Below are 26,031 nucleotides of genomic sequence, written 5' to 3'. Positions count from 1 at the left end.
GATTGAAACCATTTCAAAGACTTGATCTTGGTAACCTTCCCGTGCGAGAAGTTACCAAGCCAATACGATGATTTAAGTGTCACAGAAGCAGGGTATAATAACTTGGTAACAATCAAAATTTGGTAATCTATGTCTTTCTCGTATACGCAAGATGGTGGGGTGGGGGTGGCCCAGGTGAGGGGGGTACTTGGACGATACTTGCGCCAAACTGGGTCAAAACATTTTGAGCATGACGACTGCTCGGCACGGCTCCCTCTTACAAGGCGGAAATCGGTAAGGGTGCGTTCCCGCAGTTCATATCGAGCGCATCATCCGTCTTGCGTGCCGTCTCAATAAAGCGAGGCCATGTGAGTCGTCTCATACCAGCGCTCAAGCTGTCTCAATAGAATGGTGTTGACAGATTTGAGGCAATTCGGTCATAAAGTCCAAGAGTCTATTGGGACGGATAGGGAGGATAGCGCCATGTTGATCGGCTACGCACGTACGAGCACGCTTGATCAGAGGGCCGGGATAGAAGCGCAGGTACGTGACCTTCAAGCGGCCGGGTGCGAGAAGCTGTTTCAGGAACAGGTATCATCCGTAGACGTGGCGAGTCGCGAGCAGCTTGCGCTGGCGCTGGAATTCATCCGGGAAGGCGATACCCTGGTAGTGACGAAGTTGGACCGCTTGGCACGCTCCGTTGCCCATCTGATGACGATCCTCGACACGCTGAAGGCCAAGGGCGCGTCCTTGCGCATCATGAACATGGGGATCGATACCAGCACCCCTACGGGGAAGCTGATGCTGACCATGCTCGGTGGTGTGGCGGAGTTTGAGCGGGAGATCATGCTTGAACGTCAGCGGGAGGGTATCGCCAAGGCCAAGGCGGAAGGGAAGTACAAGGGGCGAAAGCCAACGGCACAAGCGAAAGCAGAAGACGTGATGGCGCTGAAATCTCAGGGTATGGGAGCCAGTGAGATTGCAAAACGACTTGGGATCGGTCGTGCAAGTGTCTATCGAATTCTTGAAATGGTTGGATAATTCTGTTTCTAATGTGATCAGGAATTTCAACCTATTGGTATTTCAGGGAAGAAGGTCAACACGCGCTATGGCTGGTGCTGCTCCTTTGGCATAGCCCCTAAATGTAGCTGTCTCGAAATATCAGGTGATGCTATTGTGCAAAAGAACACCTACGGAACGTTGGTGTCTATTCCTGATTATCCACAGTTAGAGGCCCCGAAGGAGGCGTCCGCGCATGAACAAGCCTACCGAAGAGCAAAAGAAATTCGCCGTATGGATCAAGGGAAGTCCGGTCTACGGATATGACCAAGCCTTATGGCGCGTGGATGCATTTGGGCAGTTTATGTTCTTCTGGGCATATGGGGACCGTAGCCATCTATACGGCTGGGAGATGGACCATTTCCCGGTTCCTAAGTGTATGGGTGGCCTTGATGATGTTTCCAATCTACGTCCGCTGAACTGGCTGACGAATGCACGACTTGGAGCAAATGGAGGCCTGATCGCTGCGCTTTTCGGGCTATCGCAAGCGGGCATGCAGAACAGCTACGCCAGCCCACCTAATGGCCTCGGCGGCCTCTATCCCCAAAGCACCTATAATACAGGCTATGCCGCTAACGGTGGGTTAGCTGGCGCGTATCCAATGGGTGGTCTCTCCCGACTCTACTGAGCGAAGCAAACCGCCGTTATGCAGTTAATGGGTTTGGCAATCGACAAGGGGCGCTGCGTTTCCAGTAGCGTCCCTTGCGTGCCAGACATGTGCCAACGAATGTGCCAATTTGCTGTGCCATCGCTGGCGCTTGCTATCTATCTAAGCAATTGATTTTATTGTGTTTTTAAAAAATGGTGACCCCGGCAGGACTCGAACCTGCTGCCTCAAGTTTAGGAAACTCGCGCTCTATCCTGATGAGCTACGGGGCCACTTGCGCCGCACCTTAGCCGTTTCGTTCCGATGGCGGAAGTGGCTTTTGCTGACAAGTGCCGCCGGAAGCGACACAGGGGACGGTCAGTCCGAATAGCGTTCCTCCAGCCACGGGTCGGCGTGGTTGTTGTAGCCGCGGACCTCCCAATAGCCCTTGCGGTCGCCGGCCAGCAGCTCGATCCGTTTCACCCACTTCGCGCTCTTCCAGAAATACAGCCTGGGCAGCACGACGCGCACCGGCCCGCCATGGTCGCGGCTGATCGGCTGGCCTTCCCAGCTCGTGGCGAGCAGGACGCCGTCATCGTCGAAGTCGGACAGCGCGACGTTGGTGGTGTAACCGTCGAAGGAATGGAAGACGACATGGCTCGCCTCCGGCTTCGGACGGGCGAGTTCCAGCAGGCGGCGGGCACTGACGCCTTCCCACCGGTTGTCATAGCGCGACCAGGTGGTGACGCAGTGGATGTCGGAGACGAACCGTTCCTGCGGCTGGGCCTGGAAATCCTCCCAGCGCCAGGACAGCGGGTTCTCCACCAGCCCGTCCACGGTCAGGGTCCAGTTGCCGGTCGTCAGCTTCGGTGTGATGCCGAGATCCAGCACCGGCCAGTCGGTCACCAGCCGCTGGCCGGGCGGCAGCCGCGCGCGCGCCGGGTCGGCGGCCTGTCCGGTCAGGGCGCGGCCCTGCCGGGCCCATTGCTCCTTGGTGGCGACCAGCTTGTCGCGGACGGCACCCTCCCGTTCCACATCCTGGGCGGCATCCGGCCCGAGGGGCCGGTCCGATCCGGCGGGGGTATCGCTCATGGCATATCCTTGACTCAGGGGTTTCGGGTCGGCTGCTTCGGGTGGCTATCGGTTCCGGCATGGGGTCCGCTTAAAAAAGGAACAGACGGCCGGGTTGGCAAGCGGAAGCGGGAGAACTAACTTCCCGGAGCCCGGCATATTGGAGCCACAGTTCCGCGCCAGGGTTCCGGCCGGCGGCTCAAGCGTCCGCCTGTCCTTGCCGTCCGTTTTCCCAAGACCAGCCGAGTGAATTGCCGATGATCCGGTCCGCAACGCCCGCCGCAAACCCTGTCGCACGCGCCTGGCGTCTGTTCCTGTCCGGCGGCCTGGCCGTCCTGCTGCTCGCGGCCCTGCTTGCCTGGGCGGGACCTTCCGCCCTGGCCGCCTCGCCCGTACCTTCCGGCGCCGTCCCGGCACCTGCCGCAGGCGGGGCCGCGGCCGCTGCGGGGGCAGCCCCGGTTGTGGTGGACGAGGCGACCGTCCAGCAGCTCGAAGCGCTGGTCGGCACGCTGGAGAACCAGGATGCGCGGACACAGCTGGTCACCCAGCTGCGTAACCTGATCACCGCCCAGCGCGGCTTGGCCCAGGCCAAGGAATCGGAGGGCGAGTCGGCGCTGCCGCAGACCATCGGCGCCCATGCGCTGGCTTTCCTGGCGGCGCGGATGGATGTGGTCAGCCGCCAGATCGTGCAGGTCGGCAATGTCTTCTCCGATCTGCCCGGAGCCCTGTCCTGGGTCCAGCGGCAGGTGGAGGACGACACTGCCCGCGACCGTTGGGTTCAGATCGGCATCCAGCTGGCGATGATCCTGGGCGTCGGCGCACTCGTCGCAGGCGGAGTGGAGTGGCTGCTGAAGCGGCCGCGCCATGCGCTGGCCGCCCGCCATGTCGGTTCGGCCCTGCTGCGCATCCCGATGCTGCTGGGCCGTGCGGTGCTGGAACTGGCGCCGATCGTCGCCTTCATCGTCGTCGCCTACACCGTCCTGTCGGTGACCGAGCCGGCGCCGCGCGTGCGCCTGGTGGCGCTGGCGGTGGTGAACGCCACCGTCATCACCCAGGCGCTGCTGATCGTGGTGCGCATGCTGTTCGCGCCGGAAGCGGGCAACCTGCGGCTGGTCCAGACCAGCGATGCCGGGGCGCAGCGCTGTTATGTCTGGTCGCGGCGCCTGATCGCGGTCGCGGTCTATGGCTATTTCCTGGCGGAAGGCGCCTATGTGCTGGGCCTGCCTCTGGGTGCCTACGGCGCGCTGCTGAAGCTGCTGGGCGTGGTGATCGCCGGCATGCTGATCGCGCTGATCCTGCAGAATCGCGTCGGCGTTGCCGATTGGATGCGCGGCAACCCGCTGTCGGGCGACGGCGACCCGCTGGCGACTGCCCGGCGCGAGGCCGAAGGGCAAGGGGCGGTCCTGCGCACCGCGCGCCGCCGCTTCGCCGAGATCTGGCATGTGCTCGCCATCCTCTATGTCGTGGTGACGCTGGGCGTCTGGGTGCTGAACGTCTATGGCGGCTTCGAATATCTGGCCCGCGGCACCGCGTTGACCGTTTTGGCGGTGGTGGTGGCGCGGCTGCTGGTGACCGGGCTGAACCGGGCGCTGCGCCGCGGCCTGACCATGAACCGCGAGCTTGCCGGCAACCTGCCGCAACTCCATATCCGCGCCTTCCATTACCTTCCCATCGTCCAGCGCATCGGCAAGGCCATCATCTGGCTGGTTGCCCTGGGCGTGGCGCTGAACGGCTGGGGCATCGACACGCTGGGCCTCGTCGAATCCGCCATCGGCCGACGCATCGTCGGCAGCGCCATCTCCATCGGCCTGCTGCTGGCCGGCGCCATCGTCGCCTGGGAGGTGGTGAGTGCGCTGATCGAGCATTTCCTGCGCACCACCGACAGGAACGGCACCCGCATCGAGCGCAGCGCCCGCATGCGCACCCTGCTGCCGCTGCTGCGCAACGCCTTCCTGATCCTGCTGGTGACGATGGTGTCGCTGATCAGCCTCTCGGAGCTGGGCGTCAACATCGCTCCCCTGCTGGCCGGTGCCGGTGTCGTCGGTCTGGCCATCGGTTTCGGCTCGCAGACGCTGGTCAAGGACATCATCACCGGCCTGTTCATCCTGTTCGAGGACACGGTGTCGGTGGGCGACGTGGTCGATGTCGGCGGCGGCCATTCCGGTACGGTGGAGGCGATCTCCATTCGCTCCATCCGTCTGCGCGACGGAGCCGGCGCGGTGCATTCCGTTCCGTTCAGCGCCGTGACCACCGTGAAGAACATGAGCAAGGACTTCTCGGTCACGCTGTTCAACGTCATGGTGTCGAACCGCGAGGATCCCGACCGCATCATCGCCGTCCTGAAGGAGACCGGCGCGGAGGTGCAGGCCCAGCCGCAGTTCGCGGCCGACATCCTGACCCCGCTGGAGGTGCTGGGTGTCGACAAGCTGTCGGACACCGGCATCAACATCCTCGCCCAGTTCAAGACCCGGCCGACGCGCCAGTGGGGCGTGACCCGCGAGTTCAACCGGTTGCTGAAGAAGCGGTTCGACGAGCTGGGGATCAGCATGCCGACCCAGTCCATGCAGCTGGTCGTCGGGCACAACCCACAGGACCGTGCGCTGGCGGAGGCGTTGAGCCAGGGGTCGTAACGGAACAAAACCGGCAGCCGGCCGGGTGGAGGGAGCCTCGGCCCGCTCTCAACCCGCCGGTTCCGCCGGACAGCGCGGCCGGCGCCAGGCGCGCAGGGCGTCGCCCAGCGCAAGGGCGAAGGCGGAGCGTTCGTCCGGGGACAGGAAGGATCCGACGCGGACCGACTGGCCGTGCGAACTCAGCATGACATGACCGGCGGCGAAGCCCCGCCGGTCATGCTCGGCCCGCTCATCGTGGCTGACGCGCAGCCAATAGGGATGGAAGGACCAGCGCCGTTCCGGGACCTTCCAATGGACCCGCTGCACCGTCAGGGCGCTGTCGGTCAGCCGGACCCGCTCATACTGCCGGGCCGAACGGTAGCTGACGCGGAAGGCAAGCCACAGGGCCAGCACGTCCAGGCCGCAGAACGGGACCACCGGCCAGGCGCCGTTGGCGACGAAGATGCCGGCGATGATAATGTTCATCGCCACCACTACCGCCATCAGCATCCGGAAACCGCCGCGTCCCAGGCTGCGATGCGGATGGAGGATGGCATCGAAGAACACGCGCACCGCGCCGGTTCCGGTGGAACACACCATGGGAACGGCCGGCGGAGCATCCAAATCTGGATTGTTCTCTGAGCTGACGATGGGCATAGCGATCATTCTAGCCGACCGGTGCCCGTCTGAAAATGGCAAGGAAGGCGGGTCATGCCGCCTTCGACACCATCGGCACCGCGCCGCCGTACAGCACCCAGGCCATGGCGCTGTCCAGCCCTGCCAGATCGCCGGCCTGCGGTTCGCCGGTCAGCGCCTCTCCCGGTCCGCCGGCCGCCTGCACGAAAATCCGCGCCTGGTCGTCGATGCCGGCGGCGATCATCGTCTCGGCCATCACCGAGGCCCAATGCCAGTCGGTCATCACCACGGCACTGCGGACATGGCCGCAGCGGCGGGCCAGCTTCATCAGCGCCACGACGATTTCGGGCCGGAACCCATCGGCTTCGAAATGGTCGAATTCGACCAGACTGCTCCACGGCGTGGAGCGGGCGGCCAGATTGGCACACTGTATTTCGACCTGCCGGGCGATGTTGTCGCGCACCTCCACCGGCAGCGCGCCCTGCAATCGCAAGTGCAGTCCCCAATCCAGTATTTCCACAAGATAAGACGCGGTCATCTCCACACATCCTTATCCAATCCGAACGCCACCGCCGCAAACAGTTCGCGGTTCATTTACAGGCGTTCAAACGGTGTCTTGGCGGTAAGCAAATCATACGCCACCGGGGAAGCGCCGGCAAAGCCGTATTCCTGCGTCGATTTCTGTTGGATTTATGCGAATTCTTTCAGTTTTTGTCGCAAACTGCGACATGCCGATCCAAACCGGGAGGCAGACTGACCCACTGGCGCAAGCCTGGGCGTTGCGGTTAAGGTGGCGGCCATGAAGCCCGCCGCGATCCAGGAATTCTTCCGCCGCCTGTCCGCCGCCAACCCGGAACCCCGGAGCGAGCTGGAATACCTCAATCCCTACACGTTGCTGGTCGCCGTCGTGCTGTCGGCCCAGGCAACCGACATCGGGGTGAACAAGGCCACCGGCCCGCTGTTTCAGATCGTCACCACACCGCAGCAGATGGTGGCGCTGGGCGAGGAGGGGCTTCGCCGCTACATCAAGACCATTGGCCTGTTCAACACCAAGGCGAAGAACGTCATCCGGCTGTCGGAGCTGCTGATCGAGCGGCACGGCGGCGAGGTGCCGCGCGACCGTGAGGCGCTTGAACAGCTTCCCGGGGTCGGCCGCAAGACCGCCAACGTCGTCCTGAACGTCGCCTTCGGTGAGGAGACGATCGCGGTCGATACCCATATCTTCCGCGTCGGCAACCGCACCGGCCTCGCTCCGGGCAAGACACCCGACGCGGTGGAGGCAAAGCTGCTGAAGGCGGTGCCGAAGCTCTACCGCCGCCACGCCCACCATTGGCTGATCCTGCACGGCCGCTATGTCTGCAAGGCGCGCAAGCCCGATTGTCCGATCTGCCCGGTCGCCGATCTCTGCGCCTTCAAGGACAAGATCATCGCCTGACGGGAAGGCCGACGCCGATTGGCCTGACCGGAACGGAGAACGCCCGGCGTGGCGGGGGCCAGCCGGGCGTTCTCCGTGATGGGGTAGCGTTCGAGCGGGGTCGGCCTTGCTCAGACGGCTTCCGCCGGGGCGAGCGGGGCCTCGGCGGAGGGAACCGCAACCGGCTGGGCGGCGGGAGCCGCAACCGGCGCGGCGGCCGGCTTGACGCCGGTGCTGTAGAGCTGGATGTCGCCGATCAACTGGCCGCCGGCATCCACCGCCAGTTCGCCGAAGCGGATCGAGCCGGTGATCTTGCCGGTGGAGCGCACGGTCAGGCGGCCTCGCACGGAGATATCGCCCTCGAAGCGGCCGGCGATGTCGGCCTCCTCGATCTCGACCGAGCCCTTGAACAGGCCGGTCTCGGCGATCTCGACCGACCGGCCCTCGCGCAGCTTGGCCTCGACGTTGCCTTCAACCACCAGGACGTCGCAGGAGCCGATCTCGCCCGACAGGGAGATGTCGCGGCCGACGGTCAGGCGGCGCTGCTCCGGCATCGCCGGTGCGAGCGGAGCCACCGGGACCGGGGCGGGGGCGGCGGCCATCGGTGCGGCCGACGGGGTGGCAATGGGCATGGACGGCTGGCGCGGGGCCGAGCCCGGCATATCGACCACGCGGCGCGGTACATCGGTCTTGAAGCCGGCGCCGGGCACGGACGGCGCGGTCGGAGGCTTGGGAATGCTGGTCATATCGGGTCCCTTCGAGGCGGAAGGCATAGCGGGATAAGCCGGTGCGGCGGGCTGCGCGTCGGCCAGGGCGTGGGCCATGCTGGGTGCGGCTGCTCCGGTCGCGACGGCGGATACCGGTTCGGCGCCCGGTGCCGGGGTGTTCAGCGAGGCGAGCGGCGAGACGGTGCCGGCATCGCCCGCGCCGTACGGACGGGCGCCCGGCGGCGGTGGGGTGGGGCTGTCGGCCTTGGGAGCGGCGGGCGGAGTCTTTCGTCCGAACAGCATGAGCGGTTCCCCCAATCAGGACATACGGGTGGCGGAGTGAGCCGGAAGTCGAGAGGCCCGGTGCCGGAAAGGCGCCGCCGGGCAGACGGGCCTCTGGCGGGCTGGTCTCTGGCAGGCCGTCTGCGACCGTGCCACCTAGCGGCGTATCACGGTCGTCCGGCCTGCCGCAAGAGGAGCCGACATGGACTGTAGGACATGAACCATGAAGGCGCTGGCGACGACCGGGACGAGCAAATTGACGAAGGGGATTGACGAAAGAAAGGCAATGGCGATCCCGGCCAAAAAAGGTTTCAGCGGCCGCGACCGCCGCAGCGCCCGGGCCGACACGCGGTCGAGCCGCCGATGGGCCACCATCTCGAAATATTCCCGTCCCAGCAGATAGCCGTTGACGGTGTAGAAGACGATCAGGTTCAGGCCTGGCGCGAAGAGGTAGATCGGCAGGGCCAGCAGGTTGATGGCCAGCACCAAGATCAGGAAGCGCAGCGCCGTCGCCAGCTCCTCCAGCCAGCCGGCCCGGCGCGGGGCGGGCAGGGTGGGGTAATGCCGTGCCTCCACCCGTTCAACCACCTCGTCCAGGAAGAAGCTCGACACCATGCCGACGGTTGCCGGGAACAGCAGCCAGGCGAGAAGCAGCACCCCCAGCCCGCCCAGCAGGTCGATGATGCCGTCGAGCCAGCCATAGCCGGTCAGCGGCGTCACCGACAGGGCCCACCAGGCCCCGCCGGCCAGCAGCCCATAGGCGAGCGCGGAGACGAACACGCCGGTCCACACCACCCGGCGCACGCGCGGATCGGACAGCTGGGCAAAGGCGAGGACGAGGGCGCGTATCATCGGCGGTCCGTGAAACGGTGGGGGAAAGGGGTGAAAGCCGCCCGCATATCTACGGTTACCGGTTGCCCGCTTCCACCCCCGACCGTCCAAAAAGCACCCTCACGCCACCGGGCTGAACACCAGCGCCGCGTTGGTGCCTCCGAAGCCGAAGCTGTTGGACAGCACATGGCGGATGCGCCGCTCCTTCGGCCGCAGGGGCACGAGGTCGAGGTCGCAGCCCTCCGACGGTGCTTCCAGGTTCAGGGTCGGCGGCGCCACCTGATCGCGCAGCGCCAGGATGGCGAAGATCGCCTCGACCGCGCCGGCGGCACCCAGCAGATGGCCGGTCGCCGATTTGGTTGAGGACATCGACAGGCTGGACGCCGCCGGGCCGAACAGCCGCTTGACCGCGACGATCTCGACCGGGTCGCCGGCAGGGGTCGAGGTGGCGTGGGCATTGACGTAGTCGACGGCGTCCGGCGACAGGCCGGCCCGCTTCAACGCGGCGCGCATGGCGCGGAAGGCACCGTTGCCGTCCTCCGCCGGGGACGTGATGTGGTAGGCGTCGCCCGACAGGCCATAGCCGGTGACCTCGGCATGGATCGTGGCGCCGCGCCGCTTCGCGTGCTCCAGCTCCTCCAGCACCAGCACCCCTGCGCCTTCGCCCATCACGAAACCGTCGCGGTCGCGGTCCCAGGGGCGCGACGCACGGGCCGGATCGTCGTTGAAGCCGGTGGACATGGCGCGGGCGGCGCAGAATCCGGCCAGCCCCAGGCGGCAGATCGCCGCCTCGCTGCCGCCGGCCAGCATGACGTCGGCGTCGTCCATCATGATCAGCCGTGCCGCGTCGCCGATGGCGTGCGCTCCTGTCGCGCAGGCGGTCACGACGGCATGGTTCGGACCGCGGAAGCCGTAGCGGATCGACACATGGCCGGAGGCCAGATTGATCAGGGTCGACGGCACGAAGAAGGGGGAGATGCGGCGCGGTCCCTTCCCGTGCAGGGACAACGCCCCTTCGGCCAGTGCCGGCAACCCGCCGATGCCGGAGCCGATCAGCACGCCGGTGCGTTCCTGCGCCTCCGTGTCGGCGGGGCGCCAGCCGGCGTCCGCGACCGCCTCCTCCGCGGCGGCGAGCGCCAGCAGGATGAAGCGGTCCATCTTGCGCTGGTCCTTGGGCGGCACCACCGCGTCGGCGTCGAAGGGAGCGTCCCCGGTCCCGGGCAGCTGTCCGGCGATGCGGCAGGGGAGGTCGGCGGCATCGACGCCCACCACCGCCCGGATACCGCTTTTCCCGTCCAGCACGGCGCGCCAGCTCGACCCCACGCCGGCCCCGAGCGGAGTGACGGCGCCAAGGCCGGTGACCACGACTCGTCTCATTCCATTGCGTCCTTTGCCGTTGCGTCCTGTGAAGGGAAAGCCATCGCGGCGCGCAGCCGGTCCGGCCGGATCGGCTCGCCGGTGTTGCGGTCGACCAGCACCGGGTCGACGGCCCGGCCGGTCTCGCGGTCGATCAATTCGAAGGCGCCGTCCGGCAGCAGCCAGCGGCGGCCCCAGCCGGCCATGGCGACCAGCACCGGCAGGAAGTCCCGTCCCTTGTCGGTGAGGTGGTAGCCGTGGCGCGGCGGCCGGTCCTGGTAGGGCAGCCTTTCCAGCAGTCCCGCCTCCACCAGCGCCTGCAGGCGGCGGGAAAGCATGTTGGTGGCCAGCCCGATGCCGCGCTGGAACTCGTCGAAGCGGGTCACGCCGCGCATCGCATCGCGCAGGATCAGCAGGGACCACCATTCACCGACCTCGTCGAGGCTGCGGGCGATGGGGCAAGGGGCGTCGGCCAGGCGGGTGCGTCGCATCGCCGCAACTGTGGCATTGTTACTTTCATAATGCAAGTAAGTCGGATCCGACATCACGGACGCAAGGGAGACCGGAGCAAGGGAGTGATTCCAGGGGCCGCGCTTGTGAAGCTGGCAGCCGCGGCTATACTCGCGCCGCAACATCGCCTTCACCGCAAGACCTGTCAGGAGAGCCCATGGCCGCGTCCGCCTACGACGTCACCGGCATCGGCAACGCCATCGTGGACGTGATCGCCCACGCCGACGACGCCTTCCTCGCCGCCAACACCATCGAAAAGGGGGCGATGACGTTGATCGACGCCGCCCGGGCGGAGGAGCTGTACGGCCGCATGGGGCCGGGCGTGGAGGTCTCCGGCGGATCGGCCGGCAACACGATGGCGGGCATCGCCATGCTGGGCGGGCGCGGTGCCTATATCGGCAAGGTCGCCAAGGACCAGTTGGGCGACGTCTTCCGCCACGACATCCGCGCCTCGGGCGTCGCGTTCGACAGCGCGCCGCTGGTGGCCGGGGCGCCGACCGCAAGGTGCCTGATCCTGGTGACGCCGGACGCGCAGCGCTCGATGAACACCTATCTCGGCGCTTGCGTGGAACTGGGGCCGGAGGACATCGACGAGGCAGTGATCGCCGGCTCGCAGGTGACCTACCTGGAAGGCTATCTGTGGGATCCTCCCCGCGCCAAGGAGGCGTTCCGCAAGGCCGCATCCATTGCGCATGCCGCCGGCCGCAAGGTGTCGCTGTCGCTGTCCGACAGCTTCTGCGTCCACCGTCACCATGCCGAATTCGTCGATCTGGTGGAGAACCACGTCGATATCCTCTTCGCCAACGAGCATGAGATCGGCGCGCTCTACGGCACCGACCGGTTCGAGGATGCGCTGGCCGCGGTGGCGCGCCTGGGCAAGACCGCCGCCCTGACCCGTAGCGAGAAGGGCGCGGTCATTGTCGCCGACGGCAAGGTCGTCGAGGTGGCGGCCGAGCGGGTGGAGCGGGTGGTGGACACCACAGGTGCCGGTGACCTCTATGCCGCCGGCTTCCTGTTCGGCTACACCCGCGGCCTGGAGCCTGCGGTCTGCGGCCGCCTGGGCGCGATCGCCGCGGCAGAGATCATCGGCCATGTCGGCGCCCGGCCGGAAGTGGACCTGCGTGACCTGGTCGCGGGCAAGGGCGTGCTGTAACTGCATTTCGCACGTCAGATCGCGAAGATGCTGCCGGCCGGGTTGCGTTTTGCAATGCCGGCCGGTCACGTTCAGTTGAGTTGCCCGTCCAGCACCGGCCGCTCGACGGCGGCAACATGACCGGACAGCAGCGCCATCGCCGTCCCGCTGTCGGATGCCGCCACCGCCCAGCATTCCGGTCGTTCCGGCTTCGGAATGGTCAGTAGCCACAGCTGGTCGCGGTCTCCGAAGCGTTCGTTCAGCAGCGTGTATTCCCGCGGCCCCTGGCGGCGCAGGTCGTTCAGCCGCGATTGCAGGTCCGCCGCCTCCGCCTGGCGGACGGAGATGGCCTCTTCCGTCTGGCGCAGCTCGATTTCCTGACGGTATATGTCGCGGCGCAGGACCTCCGAGGTCTGCGCCAGCTCCTTCCGGCCCCGGTTCAACTGGTACCGGCGCCGCTGGACGGCCGCCATCCGCTTTCCGGCCCGCAGGATCGATGCGGTGATCCAGCTGAGGCAAGCCAGCGAAATCACCATTTCCAGCAGCAGGGCCAGCGGAGCCCCCGTGCTCATCGTCCGGCCATCGGCTGAAACGGTTCGTCCATTGTTCTCTCCGGCATGTTCTTTGCTGCGTCGTCTTCAGCCAGCAACCGCCGTGCCATCGGCACGGGAGCGATTGAATGAAGGGGAAGGGCGGTGCGGTGATGGAAACAGTGCGGAGCATTCTCGATTCGGCGGTTCCGCTGGTGGCTGCGCTGGCGATCCTGTGTCACCTGTGCTGGATCGGCATCCGGCGCGGCTGGGATCGCATGGCGGGGCTCGACCGGCTGCGGCAGTCGGTGGTGCCGCTGAAGGAACGGCACCAGGCCGATACCGAAGCGTTGCTCGACCTGAACTGCCGGCTTGAGGAGGCGAAGATCCGCCTTGGCGCAGCCGAACAGCGCGTGCAGCAGATTCAGCGGCAGATCGAAGCATTCGACAAGGCGCCGCCGGTCTTCCTCCACGTCCTGGGCAAGCCCGGCAGCGGCCGGCGCCGCTTCCGGGCCGAGGTGGAGTTCGATGCGACCTCTGCGCGGGCCGCCGGCCGACCGGTCAATCCGGCCTGGCGATATGGCAACCGGGTGATGGTTCATGCACCGGACCTGTCGGCGGCCCGGCGCGAGGCCGACCATGCCTTTCCGCAAAAGGCGGGATACAAGGTCTACTTCCACGCCCCCGTCCACTGACCGGCTCCGGCTTTCCCCTTCCAGCTTTCCCCTTCCAGCTTTCAAGGGCGCACCGCCTCGGGTAAGCTGCCGCACCCGCCGCAGCCGACCGACACGCTCCCCATGCAAGTCTATCTGCCGATTGCCGAGATGTCGGTCAACGCGCTGCTGGTGCTCGGCATGGGCTGGCTGGTGGGTTTCCTGTCGGGGATGTTCGGGGTCGGCGGCGGCTTCCTGATGACGCCGCTGCTGATCTTCATCGGCGTTCCCCCTGCCATCGCCGTCGGCACCCAGGCCAACCAGCTGGTCGCGGCCAGCGTGTCGGGCGTCCTGGCGCACTGGCGGCGCGGCAATGTCGACGTCAAGCTGGGCGTCGTGATGCTGGCCGGCGGCGTCATCGGCACCGCGGTGGGGGTATGGATCTTCGGCATCCTCCAGCGGCTGGGCCAGATCGACATCGCGATCACCCTGTCCTACGTCTTCTTCCTTGGCACCATCGGCGGCATGATGCTGGTGGAGAGCAGCCGCGCCATCCTGCGCCGCCGTGCCCCGACCGCCAAGCGCGGCAAGCTGCACCGCCACATCTGGCTGCACGGCCTGCCCTTCAAGATGCGGTTCCAGCGCTCCAAGCTCTACATCTCCGCCCTGCTGCCGGCGGGGATCGGGGCGGTCGGCGGCATGCTGGTGGCGATCATGGGCATCGGCGGCGGCTTCCTGCTGGTGCCGGCGATGATCTACCTGCTGAACATGCCGGCGGGGCTGGTGGCCGGAACCTCGCTGTTCCAGATCATCTTCACCACTGCGGCGGCAACCCTGCTGCAGGCCGCGACCAACCAGACGGTCGACGCCATGCTGGCGCTTCTGCTGCTGGTCGGCGGCGTGATCGGCGCGCAGTTCGGCACCAGGGCCGGCAGCCGCCTGCGTGGCGAGACCGCCCGGCTGGCGCTGGCGACGATCGTGGTGGCGGTGGCGCTGAAGCTGGCCTGGGACCTGTTTTCCCGGCCCGACGACCTGTTCACCCTGACGATGGGGATGCGGTGATGGGCGCCTTGGCCAAACGCCGTCTGGTGCAGGGGGCCGCGGGGCTGGCCGGGCTGCTGCTGGGCGGGACGGTGGCGGCGACGGTGTGGGCCCAGCAGCTGGTCGCCGACCTGTCGAGCCACCTGATCGCCATCACCACCGGCTTCACCGGGACGGAGGTCGTGCTGTTCGGCACCACCGACGGGGCGGGCGACGTCGCCATCGTCGTCACCGGCCCGCGCGGCTCCGCCACCGTCCGCCGCAAGGAACGGGTGGCCGGCATGTGGATGAACACCGACAGCCTGCGTTTCGACCAGGTTCCAGGCTTCTACACGGTGGCGGTCAGCCGGCCGCTCGACCAGCTGGTCGGCCGTCCGGTGCTGGAGCGTCACCAGCTCGGCCTGCCGCAGCTGCAACTGGCCGCCGATGCCGCCTTGCCGCCGGACGAGCAGGCCGCCTTCCGCTCCGCGCTGATCCGCAACAAGCAGCGCCAGGGGCTTTACGCCATCGCGTCGGGGCAGGTCGCCTTCCTGGGCGAGCGGCTGTTCCGCACCAACATCTATTTCCCCGCCAATGTCCCCACCGGGCTGTACAATGTCGAAGCCCTGCTGATCCGGGACGGCGACGTGGTCAGCGCCCAGACCACGCCGCTGGTTGTGTCGAAGATCGGGTTCAGCGCCGAAGTGTCGGACTTCGCCCGCAACCGCCCGGTCGTTTACGGGGTGGCGGCCGTCGTCGGCGCCATCGCGGCCGGCTGGGCGGCCGGCGCCGCCTTCCGCCGGGTCTAGCCGAGAGGTGTTTTGAGATGACCGACGCGACACAATTCCCGATGCCGGCCCCGACGCCGGAAAACCCCGCTCCCCAGCCGGCGAAGCCGGTGCGCATCTTCCTGGTGGTGGTCGACGACAGCCCGGAGCTGAAGGTGGCGCTGCGCTATGCCTGCCTGCGCGCCCGCAAGTCGGGTGGCAAGGTGGCGCTGCTGGCCGTGCTGGAGAAAGGCGAGATGCAGCACTGGCTGGCGGTGGAGAACCTGATCCGCGAGGAACAGCGCGCCGAGGCGGAACAGAAGCTCCAGAAGCTGGCGCGTGAGGTCAACCAGCTGACCGGCACCCTGCCGGCGCTCTATGTCCGCGAAGGCAACCGCACCGAGGAGGTGCTGGCCCTGATCGGGGAGGAGCCGAGCATCTCGATCCTGGTGCTGGCCGCCGGCACCGATCCCGAAGGCCCCGGCCCGCTGATCTCCTACTACACCGGCCGCGGCCTGGGCCGCCTGCACATTCCGTTGACCATCGTCCCCGGCGGGCTGAGCAACGAGGCGCTGGACGCGATCACGTAAGTAAGGATAGCGACCAGGTAAGGATGGACGGGCGCCGGTCGTTTTTTCCGGCCGGGAAGCGCCATTTCCATGCCAGAAGCTGCCACGGTATCCTTACCTGCCGAATACCCACACGGATCGGGTCCTTGATACCTCCGGCGATTCGGCCCAGATTTCCATCCGATCGTTCCGCAGCCCAATCCCGGGCGCGCCGGCAGTTCCGTTCCGGCGCCGATGGAGGACCAGACCATGTTCATTCAGACCGAGCAGACGCCCAACCCGGCGACTCTCAAGTTCCTGCCGGGGCGTGACGTGCTCGGACGCGGCACCGCCGACTTCACCAGCCGCGAGGATGCCGCCCGTTCACCGCTCGCCCAGCGCCTGTTCGAGATCGAGGGCGTCGTCGGCGTGTTCCTGGGGACCGACTTCATCACCATCAGTAAGACCGATGCGCGCGACTGGTTCCTGCTGAAGCCGTCGATCCTCGGCGTCATCATGGAGCATTTCACCGCCGACCGGCCGGTCCTGCTGGAGGATGGCGGCGACGGCCACGCCGCCGCGGCCAACGCCGACGACGAGGAGATCGTCGAGCAGATCAAGGAACTGCTGGACACCCGCGTCCGCCCGTCGGTGGCGCAGGACGGCGGCGACATCACCTTCCAGGGCTTCGAGAAGGGCGTGGTCTATCTGGCGATGAAGGGGGCCTGTTCCGGTTGTCCCAGCTCCACCGCCACGCTGAAGCACGGCATCGAGAACATGCTGCGCCACTACATCCCGGAAGTGGTCGAGGTCCGTTCGGTCCAATAGGCCCTGTGCCGGCCCGTCCCTTGATGCGGCGGGCCGGCATGCCCATGCTGGGGCGATGATCATCTCCGCCAGCTACAAGACCGACATTCCCGCCTTCTATGGACGCTGGTTCCTGAACCGCCTCCAGGCCGGCCATTGCCGGATGGTCAATCCCTATGGCGGCCAGACCTACCGCATCGACCTGACCCGTCCGGCGGTCGACGGCTTCGTCTTCTGGACCAAGAATCTCGGACCCTTCCTCGGCGCGCTCGACAGCGTGGCGGAGCAGGGCTTTCCCTTCGTCGTGCAGTACAGCGTCACCGGCCTGCCCACCGCGCTGGAACGCTCGGTTCCCGACTGGGAGACGGCGGCCGGCCATATGGAGCGGGTGCGCGACCGATGGGGGCCGCGCGCCGCGGTCTGGCGCTACGACCCCATCGTCGTGACCGACGCCACACCGCCCGTATGGCACCGGGAGATTTTCGCCCGCATCGCCCGCAGGCTGCATGGCGTGACCGACGAGGTGGCGGTGTCCTTCCTCCAGCCCTATCGCAAGACAGCCCGCAACCTCGCCGCCGCCGGCATCGGCTGGCACGATCCGGATGCCGGGGAGAAGCGCGTCCTGCTGTCCGACCTCGCATCCATCGCGGCGGGGGAGGGGATGGCGCTCACCCTCTGCACCCAGCCCGACCTGGCGGACACGCCCGGCACGGCAGCGGCCCGCTGCATCGACGCCGCCCGCCTGTCGGATGTCGCAGGATATCCCGTTGCCGCGCGGGAGAAGGGCAACCGTCCCGGCTGCCTGTGTGCCGAAAGCCGCGATATCGGCGATTACGACAGCTGCCCGCATGGCTGTGTCTATTGTTACGCCGTCGCCGACCGTGCCACGGCCCAGCGCCGCTTCGCCGCGCACGACCCGGAGGGGGAATTCCTGGTGGCGCGGCGGAGTTCCTGATCCCACCGATCAGGAGCGCGCATCCTTACGGGCAGACCTTGCGAACCGTCTCGACCAGCTTTTCGGGGTTGAAGGGCTTGACCAGCCAGCCGGTGGCTCCGGCTTCGCGGCCGGCGGTCTTCTTGCCGGGGTCGGCCTCGGTGGTCAGCAGCAGGATGGGGGTCGCGCGATTGACGGCCGATGCGCGGATGGCACGGGTCAGGGCAAGCCCGTCCAGGCCCGGCATGTTCAGGTCGGTGATGATGCAATCGAACTTGCGCTGGCTGGCCAACGCCAGCCCGGCATTGCCGTCCGACGCCTCCGCCACCTCATAGCCGGCATTCTTCAGCGTGAAGCCGACCATGTCGCGGATGGTCTTGGAATCGTCGACGGTCAGGACGCTCTTGGGCATTGGGACGGCTCCGGTTGCTCGGCCGATTGGATCGGATCGTAGGCGTAGGAAATTTCCCGCCGACCGTCAACCGATAGCGTCCCCGGTCCCATGAACCGCAGGCAAGGCCCCGGGCACGCGGGTAATGGTGCCGGGGCCTCGCCGGGGTTCAGTCGTTACGCCTTCGTATCGACGTGTTGCCCGCCGGCCTCGTTCGGGCCGCCCTTGGCGACGCCGACCATCGCCTCACGCAGCAGGCGGCCGTGGATCGTGTAGCCGGGCTGCAGCACCTGGACGACGGTGCCGGCGGTCTTGCCGGTGTTCTCGATCTCGAACATCACCTGATGGAAGTTCGGGTCGAACAGCTCGCCGGCCGGGTCGATCTTCTTGATGCCCGCACGCTCGAAGGCGGCGAGAAGCTGGCGTTCGGTCGCCTCGACGCCGACGGCGAGGCCCTTCAGCATTTCGTCCTGCTCGCGCCCCTCGGCCGGAACGGCGTCCAGCGCGCGGCGCAGGTTGTCGGCGACCGTCACCAGCTCCTTGGCGAAGCTCGACACGGCGAACTTGCTGGCATCCTCACGGTCGCGCTGGGCACGGCGGCGGGTGTTCTCCGTTTCCGCCATGGCGCGCAGAAGCTGGTCCTTCAGGCCGGCGACCTCGGTCTCCAGCTTGGCGACGCGGTCCTCCGGCGATGCGCTCTCCGGGGCCGTGGCGGTCTCGGCGGTGGCCTCGGTCGGCTCCACTGCGGCGTCGGCGGGCTTGTTCTGCTCTTCGCTCATGGTTTTCTCAATTCTTGCTTCGTCGAGTGAGGCGGGGGGATGGATGCGGTCAGCCGATCAGGCGGCTGACCACCTTGGCGGTGTAGTCCACCAGCGGAATGATGCGGGCATAATTGATGCGGGTCGGACCGATGACGCCGATGGCGCCGATCACCCGTTCGCGGCTGTTCTGGAAGGGGGAGATGATCATCGAGCAGCCGGAGTGGTTGAACAGCACATTCTCCGCGCCGATGAAGATCTGCACGCCGTCGCCGCGCCCGGTGGCGTCCAGCATGCGCAGCATCGTCTCCTTGGTCTCCAGCGCTTCGAACAGGCCGCGGACGCGCTCCAGGTCGGACAGCGCGGTCACGTCTTCCAACAGCCGGGACTGGCCGCGGACGATCAGCTGGCCGGCGTTCGACCCGCCGCTGCCGGCCCAGGTTGCCAGCCCGGCGGCGACCACCTTGCGCGACAGCTCGTCCAGCTGGGTCTTCTGTTCCTGGATGTCCTGCAGAACCTCCTGCCGCGCCTCGTCCAGCGTGCGGCCGGCAAGGCGGGCGCTGAGGAAGTTCGATACGGTCTGAAGGGTGGAGGTCGGCAGGCCGACCGGCACCTCGATCACCCGGTTCTCGACCAGCCCGTCCTCGTTCACCAGCACGACCAGCGCACGGCCGGGGCCGAGCGATACGAACTCGATATGCTTCAGCGGCCGGTCGGTCTTGGGCGCCACCACCAGCCCGGCGCAGTGCGACAGGCCGGCCAGCATTCCCGACGCCTCGCCCAGCACGTCGGAGAAGGCGCGGCCGGAAGCGGCGCATTTCGCCTCGATCCCGGCACGCTCGTCTTCGGTCAGCGATCCGATCTCCAGCAGACCGTCGACGAACATGCGCAGCCCGGCGTCGGTCGGGATGCGTCCCGCCGAGGTGTGCGGGGCGTAGAGCAGCCCCTGTTCCTCCAGGTCGGCCATCACGTTGCGGATGGTCGCCGGCGACAGGGCCATGCCGAGCCGTCTGGAGATCGTGCGCGACCCGACCGGTTCGCCGGACGCCACATAGGCATCGACGATCAACCGGAAGATTTCGCGTGACCGCTGGTTCAGCTCGCTGATCATGGTCTGGGGACGGCCGGTTTCTGTTCGGACAGGACGGTTGCGGAACGGGAATTCCGTCAACCGGTCCGAATTTAGGCAGGTCCGACCGCCGAATCAACGTGCTGGGCGAAGAAGCCCCGCCGGCGTCACTCCGGCATCACTGCTCCGCCAGAAAAGCGCGGTACTGGGCGCTGATGGCGCCGACCGCCGCCTCATAGAGGCGCTGGCCATGCTCGGGCCGGGCGAGGCCGGGAGCCGAGCCGATGCGGCCGTCCGGATAGCGGCGGCGGAAGTCGCGGGCGTCGTGGAAACCGCCGGCCGGCGCCTGCTCCGGCTCCATCGCCGCGGCCTTGATCGAGTCCGGATAGGCGTACTGGGTCACCGACACCTCGCTGGGGGTGGCGTGCGACCCTTCCTTGCCCTGGTAGAACTCGCGCGACAGGCGGCCGACCTCGGCATTCTCCCACCAGTTCACCAGGGTGCAGCGCAGGTCCGGCGCGTCGCGGCCGCGCTGCGCCCGGTTCTCGGCATGGATTTCGTAGAAGGCGGCGCGCAGCGTGGCGATGTTGCCGCCATGGCCGTTGACGAAGAAGAAGCGCTCGAACCCGTGTTCGACCAGCGAGCCGACATAGTCGCGCAGCACGGCGATCAGGGTCGACGGCTTCAGCGTCATCGAGCCGGGGAATTCCATGTGGTGGACGGCCATGCCGACCGGGATCGTCGGGCCGACCAGGGCGCCGGTGGCATCGCCGACGCCCCGCGCGATGAATTCGGCGCAGATGGCGTCGGTGCCGACCAGACCGTTCGGCCCGTGCTGTTCGGTCGAGCCGATCGGCATGACGATGCCCTTGGAGGTCTTCAGATAGGTCTCGACCTCGGCCCAGGTGCTCAGGTGAAGCTGCACGGTGGCGAATCCTCGACTGGAAGCAGGAAGCTGGATGCAGGATTTGGCGTGGCCTTCATGTTAGGCCGCGCCGCGGTGACGACAACCGCTCCCTGCGCCGGGCCGGCATGACGACGCCATGGTCGCGTGCGAATTCATCCCGCGCTGGCGCAATGGTAAAACGATGACTACAATGGCGTGCAATTCGTCCGGTCCAGCGTCTTCATCGGAGTGCGGTTTTGGTTGCGCGCGTCAACACGGTGGCGTTCCAGGGCATCGAGGTGCTGGGGATCGACGTCCAGGTCCAGATGTCCGGGGGAATCGTCGCCTTCACCATCGTCGGCCTGCCGGACAAGGCGGTCGGGGAAAGCCGGGAGCGGGTGCGCGCCGCGCTGCATGCGCTGGGGTTGGCGCTGCCGGCCAAGCGCATCACCGTCAACCTCGCCCCTGCCGACGTGCTGAAGGAGGGCAGCCATTTCGACCTGCCCATCGCGCTCGGCCTGCTGACCGTGATGGGCGTGCTGCCGGATGTGGAGATCGCCCGCTATGCCGCGCTGGGCGAACTGGCGCTGGATGGCACCCTGACCCCGGTGGCGGGGGTCCTGCCCGCCGCCATCGACGCGCTGGCCAACGACCGCGGCCTTATCTGCCCGGCCGCCTGCGGCGGGGAAGCGGCCTGGGCCGGTCCCGACCTCGACGTGCTGGCGCCGGTCAACCTGCTGGCGCTGATCAACCATTTCAAGGGCACCCAGGTGCTGACGCCGCCCAAGCCGCGCATGCAGGAACAGGAGGCGCCGCCGCCCGACCTGCGCGACGTCAAGGGCAACGAGACCGCCAAGCGCGCGTTGGAGGTCGCCGCCGCCGGGTCGCACAACCTGCTGATGATCGGACCGCCCGGCTCGGGCAAGTCCATGCTGGCCGCCCGCCTGCCGGGACTGTTGCCGCCGCTCGATCCGGCGGAGGCGCTTGAGGTGTCGATGATCCACAGCGTCGGCGGCCTGCTGGAGGGTGGGCGGCTTCTGCGCCAGCGCCCCTACCGGGCACCGCACCAGTCAGCCAGCCTGCCGGCGCTGGTCGGCGGCGGCACACGGGCCAAACCGGGCGAGATCTCCCTCGCCCACCAAGGCGTTCTCTTTCTCGACGAGCTGCCGGAGTTCCCGCGTCCGCTGCTGGAGGCGCTGCGCCAGCCGCTGGAGACGGGAAAGTCGGTGGTCAGCCGAGCCAACCACCACGTCACCTATCCGGCACGGGTGCAACTGGTGGCGGCGATGAATCCCTGCCGTTGCGGCCATCTCGACGACGCCTCGCTCGCCTGCGCCCGCGCGCCGAAATGCGCGGCCGACTATCAGTCGAAAATCAGCGGCCCGCTGTTCGACCGCATCGACCTGCACATCGACGTTCCAGCGGTCAGTCCCGCGGATCTCAGCCTGCCGCCCCCGGCGGAGGGCAGCGCCGACATCGCCGCCCGCGTCGCCGTCGCCCGCGCCATCCAGGCGGAGCGCTACGGCGGCTTCGGCCCCTATCCGGCCGGCCGCGTGGTGCGGACGAATGCGGAAGCCGACGGCGAGCTGCTGGAAAAGGTCGCCTCCCCGGACGCCTCCGGCCGTGCCCTGCTGACCGAGGCGGCGGAGCGGCTGAAGCTGTCGGCCCGCGGCTATCACCGGGTGATGAGGGTCGGGCGCACGCTGGCCGACCTGGACGGCGTGGAAGGGGTGAGGCGCCGGCACATCGCCGAGGCGCTGAGTTACCGGCGGATCGCGCCGGGGCGGTGAGCGGTCAGATGCCGCGATCGGCCGCGGCCATCAGGATCGCCGCTTGAATGGCGTTACGAGCCTGCGGGCTGTTCTTCCAGCAACTGCTGCCGATACCGTCTGACACCGCTGAACAGATTTCCGCCGCATCCCGGCGGGCCAGCGTCGCCAGATCGTGAATGCCCAGCTGTTCGAGGCGTTCGACCACTTTCGGGCCGACCCCCTTGACGGACAGCAGACGTGCGCGCTCTTCGCTGGAAAACGGCATCGGTCAGGGCCTCTCGAATACCGGCGGCCTTGCCGCACCCGGACACACGGTCGCCGGGATCGATTCCTGCTCGACGAAATTCACCGCAGCGGCCAGAGCGCAGTCCTCGCTGGAGGTGACGATGTGGCTGGCGGCGCGGAAGACCAGATGGCGGCTCTTGGGCAGGGTGGCCGCGGCGCGGTCGCCCCAGTCCGGCGGGGTGACCGGGTCGTAGGCGCCGGACAACAGCAGCACCGGCACCGGGCTGGCGACCGGCAGGCGTTCGGCCGGTTCCTGGTGGCCGGCCGGCCAAAGGCGGCAGACGCGCTGGCCGGGATCGTCGACGGCGACGATCCCGTAGGGCGGGAAACGACGGGCGCCATCGGCACGCTTGGCCGGTTCGGCCGGGTTCACCGACTCACGGCACTCCACGGAGAAGGCCAGCCCGTCGGCGATCTCGGGATCGCCCAGCCAGTTGGTCGGCGCCCATTCGGCCATCGCCGCATACTGGCCGCGGATGGCGCTGTCGATCATCGCCGGCACGGTGGGGACCGCCTCGCTGATCGCCATCGCCTCGAGCCCGGCGGCAATGGCCGAGCCGCCGCTCAGCCGCAGGGCACGGCGCGTCTCGTGGTCGCCGACGACGAGGTCGACCGGGTTGCGGTCCAGCCGCTCCACCAGATCGAGGAAGCGCTTTTCCAGGTCGGGAAAGGAGGAGCGGCAGCCGCGGTTGGCGGCGCAGTCGTCGAACAGCCGGCGATAGGCGCGCTGGGCCAGCCAAGCCGTCTCCTCCTGCGCGTTGACGTCGGGCGGATAGACGCTGTCGAACACCGCGGTCCGCACCCGGGTGCCCTGGCGCCGCAGGATCTCCAGCCCGACCCGCGTGCCGTAGGACACCGCGAACAGGTTGACGCGTTGGGCGCCCAGCGCGGTGACGACGTCGAGCGCGTCCTCCGCGGCGACGGGGGTGGAGAATTGGGTGCCGTCCAGCCCGGCGGCACCCAGACGCGCAGCGCAGGCGGCGACCGCCGTGCGCTCCGCCGCCGCCCGCTGCTCGCGCGTCACCGGCCGGGTCCGGCGGGTGGCGCCGGCGGCGTCGAGTTCGGGGCAGTCGGTGTCGGGTTCCGCCCGGCCGACGCCGCGCGGGTCGAACAGGATCAGGTTGCGGGTGCGGCGGAAGGGGGCGGACAATTCCCACCAGACCTCCATCCGCTCCTCCGTCGCCTCGCCGCTGCCGAAGGGGGAGGCGCCGGGGCCGCCCTCCAGGAACAGCACCGGGTCGGGGGCGGGCTGGCGCGCGGTGCTCAGCAGCACGGCGACCGGCAGGCGCAGGCTGCGGCTGTTGGGGCGGTCGCGTCGTTCCGCCACCGCCACCGTACCGCACAGTGCCGCCTCGCCCTCCGGCACGGTGAACCAGCAGGGACCGGGGGTGAAGCGGGTTTCCGCGGCGGCGGGTGCCGCGCCTGTCCCCGTCACCGTCGCAGCGGCCATCAGCAGGGCCGCCAGCATCCGACGGGCGGAGCCTGCCTGCATGGACCGCGCGAAGAGGAAAGGGTGGGGCACGGGCGACTCGGAGACTGATGGACGGAGTACCGCGGATGGACCTGTTTGACCGACCGGCCCCCTGCTTGTCCAGAGATGCCGGCCGAAGCCCGGACCTGTGGCGAAACGGTGCGGGAGCGGTGCCGATTTACCACAGGGGCGGAGCGGGCTTGGAACCTCTATGAGTATTTCCGCAAGATGCGCAACGACAGAGGTTCGCCATGACCGAAGCGAAGGCCTGTTCGGGTACGGCCGCATCCGGGGAGCCGAACGGCCGGCATGGGGGTGACCTGGCGAGTGACTTGGCGAGTGGCTTGGGGGTCGGTGCGGGGGTGGTCGGCCCGCGGGTCGGTTTGGGCGAGGCGACGCGGGTGTGGGCACGGATTGCTGCGCTCAGCTTCGGCGGCCCGGCCGGGCAGATCGCGGTGATGCATCGCATCGTCGTTGAGGAAAAACGTTGGATCGGCGAGGAGCGTTTTCTGCACGCGCTCAATTACTGCATGCTGCTGCCGGGTCCCGAGGCGCAGCAACTTGCCATCTACATCGGCTGGCTGATGCACCGCACGGTCGGCGGGTTGATCGCGGGTATCCTGTTCGTGCTGCCGGGCATGGCCGCCATCATGGCGTTGAGCTGGATCTACGTGCTGTTCGGTGCTGTCCCGGCCGTCGAAGGGCTGTTCTTCGGCCTGAAGGCGGCGGTGCTGGCGATCGTCGTGCAGGCGGTGATCCGGGTGGGCGCGCGGGCGTTGCGGAACGGCGTCATGCTCGGCATTGCCGCAGCCGCTTTCCTGGCGATCTTCCTGTTCGACATTCCCTTTCCACTGATCATCGCCGTGGCCGGCGCGGTGGGATATATCGGCGGGCGGCTCGGCCTGCCGGCGTTCCGGGGCGGAGGCGGCCATGCCAGCTTCGCCCACACTGTCGCGGATGCCGACTCCCTGCTCGGGACGGACATGCCGGCGCATGCCCGCCCAAACCTCGCCCGGTCACTGCGGGTGTCCGGCGTCTGTCTGGCGCTTTGGCTGGTCCCGGTGGCGGCGCTGCTGCTCGTCCTCGGTCCGGCGAACGTCTACAGCCGTGTCGCCCTGTTCTTTTCCCAGATGGCGGTCGTGACCTTCGGCGGCGCCTATGCCGTGCTGGCCTATGTCGCTCAGCAGGCGGTCGATATCCATGGCTGGCTGCGGCCGGGCGAGATGCTCGACGGACTGGGCATGGCGGAAACCACGCCCGGTCCGCTGATCATGGTGGTCCAGTTCGTGGGCTTTCTCGCCGCCTTCCGCGATCCCGGCAGCCTGCCGCCGCTGCTGGCCGGCACGCTGGCCGGGCTGCTCACCACCTGGGTCACCTTCGTCCCCTGCTTCCTGTGGATCTTTCTGGGCGCTCCCTACATCGAGGCGTTGCGCGACAACCGGGCGCTGTCGGCGGCGCTGACCGCGGTCACCGCCGCGGTGGTCGGGGTGATCCTCAATCTGGCGCTCTGGTTCGGAACGCATGTGCTGTTCCATCAGCTGCGCCCGGTGTCGGCGTCCGGCCTCCGGCTGGAGGTTCCAGTGCCGTCTTCGCTCGATCCGGCAGCGGCGCTGCTCACCGTGGCTGCGGTGCTGGCGGTGTTCCGCTTCAAGCTCGGGATGGTTCCGGTGTTGCTGCTGTGCTCGCTGGCCGGGCTGCTGCTGCGCGTCATGGCCTGAACCTCTCCGGTCGAATCCCTTGCGTTTGTGAAGCGCATCGACCGATGGCCGCTGCAATGTCGCCGGCTTCGTCATGGACGGCTTGACGGAACATATCCGGATACGGAATTATTCCTCTTTGGAGGTCCGGCTGTTCGGTCCTCCTGCCTTGGAGAGGAGCAGACCATGCCCACCTTGTGGACCGCATTGCGGAGGCGATGGCTCGATTCCGGCGCAGTGCCCGGACCGGGCAGCCTGTGCGGGCATCTGC

At 67.6% G+C, this 26,031-nt stretch carries 27 protein-coding genes and 1 tRNA gene; 13 read left to right on the top strand and 15 right to left on the bottom strand.

Translation table 11 applies throughout. The annotated features are described in order from the left end of the window. Window positions 1-462 precede the first annotated feature (462 nt). A complete protein-coding gene (locus tag ABMY26_RS13700; RefSeq protein ID WP_372397830.1) occupies window positions 463-1,020 on the top strand; it encodes a recombinase family protein in 558 nt (185 codons plus the stop codon). Between the two features lie 214 nt (window positions 1,021-1,234). Continuing rightward, window positions 1,235-1,666, top strand: coding sequence for a hypothetical protein (locus ABMY26_RS13695; RefSeq protein ID WP_372397829.1), 432 nt, complete (start codon window positions 1,235-1,237; stop codon window positions 1,664-1,666). 174 nt (window positions 1,667-1,840) lie between these two features. Here the strand turns inward: ABMY26_RS13695 and ABMY26_RS13690 are convergent. Further along, window positions 1,841-1,917: transfer RNA gene (locus tag ABMY26_RS13690), tRNA-Arg, on the bottom strand. Between the two features lie 85 nt (window positions 1,918-2,002). Continuing rightward, a complete protein-coding gene (locus ABMY26_RS13685; protein WP_372397828.1) occupies window positions 2,003-2,716 on the bottom strand; it encodes a sulfite oxidase-like oxidoreductase in 714 nt (237 codons plus the stop codon). Between the two features lie 236 nt (window positions 2,717-2,952). Here ABMY26_RS13685 and ABMY26_RS13680 point away from each other — a divergent pair, with 236 nt between their 5' ends. After that, entirely contained in the window at window positions 2,953-5,325 is a 2,373-nt protein-coding gene (locus tag ABMY26_RS13680) for a mechanosensitive ion channel domain-containing protein (protein WP_372397827.1), read from the top strand. Window positions 5,326-5,373: 48 nt separating this feature from the next. On the opposite strand, the gene ABMY26_RS13675 is transcribed toward ABMY26_RS13680, so the two are convergent. Together ABMY26_RS13675 and ABMY26_RS13670 are read right to left on the bottom strand one after the other, a co-directional pair. Then, on the bottom strand, window positions 5,374-5,904 hold the full coding sequence (locus ABMY26_RS13675) for a DUF2244 domain-containing protein (RefSeq protein WP_372397826.1): 531 nt from the start codon (window positions 5,902-5,904) through the stop codon (window positions 5,374-5,376). Between the two features lie 109 nt (window positions 5,905-6,013). Further along, complete coding sequence (locus ABMY26_RS13670) at window positions 6,014-6,478, bottom strand: hypothetical protein (protein ID WP_372397825.1); 465 nt, start codon at window positions 6,476-6,478, stop codon at window positions 6,014-6,016. Between the two features lie 261 nt (window positions 6,479-6,739). Here ABMY26_RS13670 and nth point away from each other — a divergent pair, with 261 nt between their 5' ends. After that, complete coding sequence (nth, locus tag ABMY26_RS13665) at window positions 6,740-7,375, top strand: endonuclease III (protein ID WP_372397824.1); 636 nt, start codon at window positions 6,740-6,742, stop codon at window positions 7,373-7,375. A 110-nt stretch (window positions 7,376-7,485) separates the two neighbouring features. On the opposite strand, the gene ABMY26_RS13660 is transcribed toward nth, so the two are convergent. The 4 genes from ABMY26_RS13660 to ABMY26_RS13645 form a co-directional block, all read right to left on the bottom strand. Beyond that, on the bottom strand, window positions 7,486-8,364 hold the full coding sequence (locus ABMY26_RS13660; protein ID WP_372397823.1) for a polymer-forming cytoskeletal protein: 879 nt from the start codon (window positions 8,362-8,364) through the stop codon (window positions 7,486-7,488). Between the two features lie 135 nt (window positions 8,365-8,499). Beyond that, on the bottom strand, window positions 8,500-9,195 hold the full coding sequence (locus ABMY26_RS13655) for an EI24 domain-containing protein (RefSeq protein ID WP_372397822.1): 696 nt from the start codon (window positions 9,193-9,195) through the stop codon (window positions 8,500-8,502). 99 nt (window positions 9,196-9,294) lie between these two features. Continuing rightward, window positions 9,295-10,551: a beta-ketoacyl-ACP synthase II gene (fabF, locus tag ABMY26_RS13650; protein WP_372397821.1), complete on the bottom strand. Its 1,257-nt coding sequence runs from the start codon at window positions 10,549-10,551 to the stop codon at window positions 9,295-9,297. Beyond that, window positions 10,548-11,021 carry a winged helix-turn-helix transcriptional regulator gene (locus ABMY26_RS13645; protein ID WP_372397820.1) on the bottom strand — a complete coding sequence of 158 codons (474 nt, stop codon included), beginning with the start codon at window positions 11,019-11,021 and terminating at the stop codon, window positions 10,548-10,550. The genes fabF and ABMY26_RS13645 overlap by 4 nt, the downstream gene beginning before the upstream one ends. Before the next feature lie 176 nt (window positions 11,022-11,197). Here ABMY26_RS13645 and ABMY26_RS13640 point away from each other — a divergent pair, with 176 nt between their 5' ends. Continuing rightward, entirely contained in the window at window positions 11,198-12,193 is a 996-nt protein-coding gene (locus ABMY26_RS13640; RefSeq protein WP_372397819.1) for an adenosine kinase, read from the top strand. Window positions 12,194-12,264: 71 nt separating this feature from the next. On the opposite strand, the gene ABMY26_RS13635 is transcribed toward ABMY26_RS13640, so the two are convergent. Further along, window positions 12,265-12,744, bottom strand: coding sequence for a hypothetical protein (locus ABMY26_RS13635; protein ID WP_372397818.1), 480 nt, complete (start codon window positions 12,742-12,744; stop codon window positions 12,265-12,267). 107 nt (window positions 12,745-12,851) lie between these two features. Between ABMY26_RS13635 and ABMY26_RS13630 the strand changes: the two genes are divergently transcribed. The 6 genes from ABMY26_RS13630 (at window position 12,852) to ABMY26_RS13605 (ending at window position 17,452) form a co-directional block, all read left to right on the top strand. Continuing rightward, a complete protein-coding gene (locus ABMY26_RS13630; RefSeq protein ID WP_372397817.1) occupies window positions 12,852-13,397 on the top strand; it encodes a hypothetical protein in 546 nt (181 codons plus the stop codon). Between the two features lie 102 nt (window positions 13,398-13,499). Next, window positions 13,500-14,417: a sulfite exporter TauE/SafE family protein gene (locus ABMY26_RS13625; protein ID WP_372397816.1), complete on the top strand. Its 918-nt coding sequence runs from the start codon at window positions 13,500-13,502 to the stop codon at window positions 14,415-14,417. Then, window positions 14,417-15,184, top strand: a complete 768-nt coding sequence (locus ABMY26_RS13620; RefSeq protein WP_045581279.1) for a TIGR02186 family protein — start codon at window positions 14,417-14,419, stop codon at window positions 15,182-15,184. The genes ABMY26_RS13625 and ABMY26_RS13620 overlap by 1 nt, the downstream gene beginning before the upstream one ends. 17 nt (window positions 15,185-15,201) lie before the next feature. Beyond that, window positions 15,202-15,732: a universal stress protein gene (locus ABMY26_RS13615; RefSeq protein WP_372397815.1), complete on the top strand. Its 531-nt coding sequence runs from the start codon at window positions 15,202-15,204 to the stop codon at window positions 15,730-15,732. A 228-nt stretch (window positions 15,733-15,960) separates the two neighbouring features. After that, window positions 15,961-16,518, top strand: a complete 558-nt coding sequence (locus ABMY26_RS13610) for a NifU family protein (protein ID WP_045581277.1) — start codon at window positions 15,961-15,963, stop codon at window positions 16,516-16,518. Between the two features lie 55 nt (window positions 16,519-16,573). Continuing rightward, window positions 16,574-17,452, top strand: a complete 879-nt coding sequence (locus ABMY26_RS13605; RefSeq protein ID WP_372397814.1) for a DUF1848 domain-containing protein — start codon at window positions 16,574-16,576, stop codon at window positions 17,450-17,452. A 25-nt stretch (window positions 17,453-17,477) separates the two neighbouring features. Here ABMY26_RS13605 and ABMY26_RS13600 read toward each other — a convergent pair whose 3' ends face one another. From ABMY26_RS13600 to ABMY26_RS13585, 4 genes are all read right to left on the bottom strand, one after another. Further along, the gene (locus ABMY26_RS13600; protein ID WP_045581275.1) at window positions 17,478-17,843 is read right to left on the bottom strand and encodes a response regulator; all 366 of its coding nucleotides are present in this window, start codon (window positions 17,841-17,843) and stop codon (window positions 17,478-17,480) included. Window positions 17,844-17,998: 155 nt separating this feature from the next. Further along, window positions 17,999-18,601: a nucleotide exchange factor GrpE gene (gene grpE / locus ABMY26_RS13595; protein ID WP_052709940.1), complete on the bottom strand. Its 603-nt coding sequence runs from the start codon at window positions 18,599-18,601 to the stop codon at window positions 17,999-18,001. A gap of 49 nt (window positions 18,602-18,650) precedes the next feature. Next, the gene (gene hrcA / locus ABMY26_RS13590) at window positions 18,651-19,691 is read right to left on the bottom strand and encodes a heat-inducible transcriptional repressor HrcA (RefSeq protein ID WP_045581274.1); all 1,041 of its coding nucleotides are present in this window, start codon (window positions 19,689-19,691) and stop codon (window positions 18,651-18,653) included. Between the two features lie 136 nt (window positions 19,692-19,827). Next, complete coding sequence (locus tag ABMY26_RS13585) at window positions 19,828-20,574, bottom strand: creatininase family protein (protein ID WP_372397813.1); 747 nt, start codon at window positions 20,572-20,574, stop codon at window positions 19,828-19,830. A 218-nt stretch (window positions 20,575-20,792) separates the two neighbouring features. On the opposite strand from ABMY26_RS13585, the gene ABMY26_RS13580 reads away from it, so the two are divergent. Next, window positions 20,793-22,325 carry a YifB family Mg chelatase-like AAA ATPase gene (locus ABMY26_RS13580; RefSeq protein ID WP_372397812.1) on the top strand — a complete coding sequence of 511 codons (1,533 nt, stop codon included), beginning with the start codon at window positions 20,793-20,795 and terminating at the stop codon, window positions 22,323-22,325. A 4-nt stretch (window positions 22,326-22,329) separates the two neighbouring features. Here ABMY26_RS13580 and ABMY26_RS13575 read toward each other — a convergent pair whose 3' ends face one another. Together ABMY26_RS13575 and ABMY26_RS13570 are read right to left on the bottom strand one after the other, a co-directional pair. Beyond that, a complete protein-coding gene (locus ABMY26_RS13575; RefSeq protein WP_372397811.1) occupies window positions 22,330-22,572 on the bottom strand; it encodes a helix-hairpin-helix domain-containing protein in 243 nt (80 codons plus the stop codon). Window positions 22,573-22,575: 3 nt separating this feature from the next. Next, window positions 22,576-24,060, bottom strand: coding sequence for an alpha/beta fold hydrolase (locus ABMY26_RS13570; RefSeq protein WP_372397810.1), 1,485 nt, complete (start codon window positions 24,058-24,060; stop codon window positions 22,576-22,578). A gap of 254 nt (window positions 24,061-24,314) precedes the next feature. Here ABMY26_RS13570 and chrA point away from each other — a divergent pair, with 254 nt between their 5' ends. Beyond that, window positions 24,315-25,781 (top strand): chromate efflux transporter, encoded by a 1,467-nt coding sequence (chrA, locus tag ABMY26_RS13565; protein ID WP_372397809.1) that lies wholly within the window; start codon window positions 24,315-24,317, stop codon window positions 25,779-25,781. The last annotated feature ends 250 nt before the right edge of the window (window positions 25,782-26,031 follow it).

Source organism: Azospirillum sp. HJ39, from assembly GCF_041507355.1.
GTDB classification, from domain to species: Bacteria; Pseudomonadota; Alphaproteobacteria; order Azospirillales; family Azospirillaceae; genus Azospirillum; species Azospirillum thiophilum.
This window is presented reverse-complemented; position numbering and strand designations above follow the sequence as displayed.